Raw genomic sequence first — 3,265 nt, 5'->3', positions numbered from 1 at the left:
CCGCAGGCGATGTCATAGGGCCGGCCGTCGAGCGCCAGCGTCTTGGTCAGGCCGGTTATGGCATGCTTGGTCGCCGTATAGGGCGCCGAGCCCGGGCGCGGCGCATAGGCCGACACCGAGCCGTTGTTGATGATGCGCCCGCCCATCGGCTTTTGCCGGCGCATGACGCCGAAGGCGGCGCGGGCGCACAGGAACGAGCCGGTGAGGTTGACGCCCACGACATCGTTCCAGACCTCGACGGGGATCTCGTCGATCAGCGTCGACTTGTAACCCATGCCGGCATTGTTGAAGAGCAGGTCGACGCGCCCGAACGCCTCCACCACGGTCTCGAACATGTCGTCGACTTCGTCGGCCTTGCTGATGTCGCAACTGACTGCGAGCGCTTTGGCGCTCGTCTTCCCGGCCTCGGCGATCGCCTCCTCGAGCAGCTTCTTGCGCCGGCCGCAGAACACGGTGTTCCATCCTGCCTGGAGCAGCGTCGTGGCAACGCTCTTGCCGATGCCGGTGCCGGCGCCGGTAACGATGGCGGTTTTCTCTGCCATGGCGGTCATCGTCATCCCTTCCCGGTCATTGCTGGAAGAACACGTGGCATCGCAAATGATAGGGACCGTGGCAAGCGGCTCTTGCCGACAAAAGAGAAGAGGCCGGCAAGACAACGGGCCGACAAAAAGGGCGGTCATTGGCGACCGCCCTGATCTGAACCGCGCTTGGGAGGAGGAAAAGCCGGTCCGACTGCCTAGAATGATGCGCTTGCTGGGTTAACGAAAGGTTAACGGCCGGCAGCGCGCCACGAGCGCGTTTACCAACCCGGACTTGTCAGCGCCGGTTGGACGCGGCTCAAGCCGGCGCCTTCGCCGCCGAGACCGTCGCCTCGACATGGTCGACCAGCGCGTCCGGCAGGCCGAGCCGGCCGGCGAGCAGATCGAGATAGCCGCGCTCGGTGCGGGTGTCGGGGTCGATGGTGAGGCGCGAGGCGGTGTAGAGCTCGAGCTTCTGCGCGTCGGTCTTGGCGCCGGCGACCAGCGCGTCGAGGTCGAGCGGGCTCTCGAGCTCTGCCATCAGGAACTTCTCCGCATCCGCCCCGATGCCGGCGAGCTTGAGCTTATCGGCGATCTTCTGCCGCTCCTCGTCGTCGACATGGCCATCCGCCTTGGCCGCGGAGATCATTGCCCTGACCAGCGTCAGCGTGAACTCGGCCTCGCCTTGCGGCGCCTGCGAGGGGTCGAAGGCGGTATCCTTGGGCGGCGGCAGCAGTTCCGGCTCGCCCGTGGCCGGGGCCTGCGCCGGCTCAGCGCCGTTCTTATAGTTCTGGTAGGCCTTGTAGGCGAGGCCGCCGATGGCCGCCAAGCCGCCGAGCTTGATGGCGGCGCCCGTCACCTGCCGGCCTGTGCCGGTGCCGAGCAGCACCGCGGCCAGCGCGCCGGCGGCGAGCGGATTGTCCTTCGCCATCTGCACCGCCTGCCCCGCCTTGTCGCGAACGGTCGATCCCGTGCCAGGAATTTGCGAGCCGAGAAGGTCGTCGAGCAGCTTCTTGGGGTCGAGCATCAATGCCTCCAGAATTGGCCCGGCCGAATGCGCCCGGGCGGAGTTTCGGACCGGCAAGACGTAGGCCCCGCGCGTTGACATTACAATGACGGGCGGACGCTTTGTGGAACTGACGCCGCTTAGCTTCCGATATGGCGCCGGCCGCCTCGCGCCTGCGCCAGCTCGACCTGGCGATGCCGCTCGGCGTAGCGGGCGCGGTCTTCTTCCGAGCGCGCCTCGAAGCAATGCGGGCATGAGATGCCGATGACATATTTCGGCGAAAGCCGATCCTCGACGGTGAGCGGATGCCGGCAGGCACGGCACAACTCGGCATCACCTTCGGCCAGCCCATGCGACACGGAAACCCGCTCGTCGAAGACGAAACACTCGCCCTGCCACAGGCTCTCTTCGGCCGGCACCTCTTCGAGATATTTCAGGATGCCGCCCTTGAGATGGAAGACTTGGCCGAAGCCAAGCGACTTCACATAGGCCGTCGCCTTCTCGCAGCGAATGCCGCCGGTGCAGAACATCGCCACCTTGCGGCCTTCGAGCTCATCGCGGTGCTGCTCGACCCAGGCCGGGAACTCGCGAAAGCTGGCGGTTTTCGGATCGACGGCGCCCTTGAAGGTGCCGATCGACACCTCGTAGGCGTTGCGCGTGTCGATCACCAATGTATCGGCGTCCGAGATCAGCGAATTCCAGTCGGCCGGCGCGACATAGGTGCCGGCGCTGGTCGCGGGGTCGAGATCGTCGACGCCCATGGTGACGATCTCGCGCTTCAGCCGCACTTTCATGCGGTGGAACGGCATGTCGGCGGCGGCGCTGTATTTGACCTCCAGCCCGGCAAGCCCTTCGATCGCCTGGAGGTGGTCGATCAGCGCCGAAATCGCTTCCTCGCTGCCGGCGACCGTGCCGTTGATGCCCTCATGCGCCAGAAGCAGCGTGCCCTTGATGCCGCGCTCGAGGCAAAGGGCGGCAAGCGTCGCGCGCAGGGCTTCGATGCCGTCGAGCCGGGCAAACTTGTAAAGCGCGGCGACGCGAACCGGCTGAATATCCGTGCTTGTTGTCATGGCCATGCCACTAAACCGTGCTGAAAGCGGTTTCAAGGCAGAGCCAGTGAACGGCCCGCCGCGTGACATCGCGACACGCCCTGGCTTCGTGGACTTGGGTTACCCCTTCTGCTAATCGGTTGAAATCGATCGCAATGGAGAACAGCGAATGACCAGCAAGACCGAAAAGCTCCTGTCGCTTCTCAATGGTCAACCTGTCATCCCGGTGCTCAAGATCGCCAATGTCGCCGACGCCGTGCCGCTCGCCCGTGCTCTGTCGCGCGGCGGCTTGAGGGCGATCGAGATTACGCTGCGCACAGCCGACGCCCTGGAAGCGATCCGCCGCGTCGCGGCCGAGGTCGAGGACGCGATCGTTGGCGCCGGCACCATTCTCGATGCCAGGCAATTCGACGAGGCAGCCGCCGCCGGCTCGAAATTCATCGTCAGCCCCGGCATCACCAGCCAGCTTCTGGACACGGCGAAGGGCAGCCCCGTGCCGCTGCTGCCCGGCGCCATCACGCCGGGTGAGATCATGGCCGCGCGCGAAGCCGGTTTGCGCTTCCTGAAATTCTTTCCGGCCGAGCAGTCGGGCGGTATCGCTTCGCTGAAAGCCTTCGCCTCGCCGCTCGCCGACGTGAAGTTCTGCCCGACCGGCGGCATAACGGCAAAGAATGCCGCCGACTATCTCAGCC

The 3,265-nt window shown here is 65.6% G+C and carries 4 protein-coding genes; 1 reads left to right on the top strand and 3 read right to left on the bottom strand.

Going from position 1 to position 3,265, the window contains the following annotated elements:
* The 3 genes from EOA38_RS31640 to EOA38_RS31630 all read right to left on the bottom strand — a co-directional run.
* On the bottom strand, nucleotides 1-551 hold a 551-nt coding region (locus tag EOA38_RS31640), incomplete at its 3' end, for an SDR family oxidoreductase (protein ID WP_145966154.1).
* Nucleotides 552-837: 286 nt separating this feature from the next.
* Nucleotides 838-1,545, bottom strand: coding sequence for a tellurite resistance TerB family protein (locus EOA38_RS31635; RefSeq protein ID WP_126092151.1), 708 nt, complete (start codon nucleotides 1,543-1,545; stop codon nucleotides 838-840).
* 119 nt (nucleotides 1,546-1,664) lie between these two features.
* Nucleotides 1,665-2,594 (bottom strand): rhodanese-related sulfurtransferase, encoded by a 930-nt coding sequence (locus EOA38_RS31630; RefSeq protein ID WP_126092150.1) that lies wholly within the window; start codon nucleotides 2,592-2,594, stop codon nucleotides 1,665-1,667.
* 148 nt (nucleotides 2,595-2,742) lie between these two features.
* Here EOA38_RS31630 and eda point away from each other — a divergent pair.
* Nucleotides 2,743-3,265 (top strand): bifunctional 4-hydroxy-2-oxoglutarate aldolase/2-dehydro-3-deoxy-phosphogluconate aldolase (eda, locus tag EOA38_RS31625; RefSeq protein ID WP_127301070.1); only part of this gene is annotated, 523 nt, incomplete at its 3' end.

Source organism: Mesorhizobium sp. M1E.F.Ca.ET.041.01.1.1 (assembly GCF_003997355.1).
Classification (GTDB): Bacteria; Pseudomonadota; Alphaproteobacteria; order Rhizobiales; family Rhizobiaceae; genus Mesorhizobium.
Note: the sequence above shows the minus strand (reverse complement) of the source record. Positions and strands in the feature narration are given on the sequence as shown.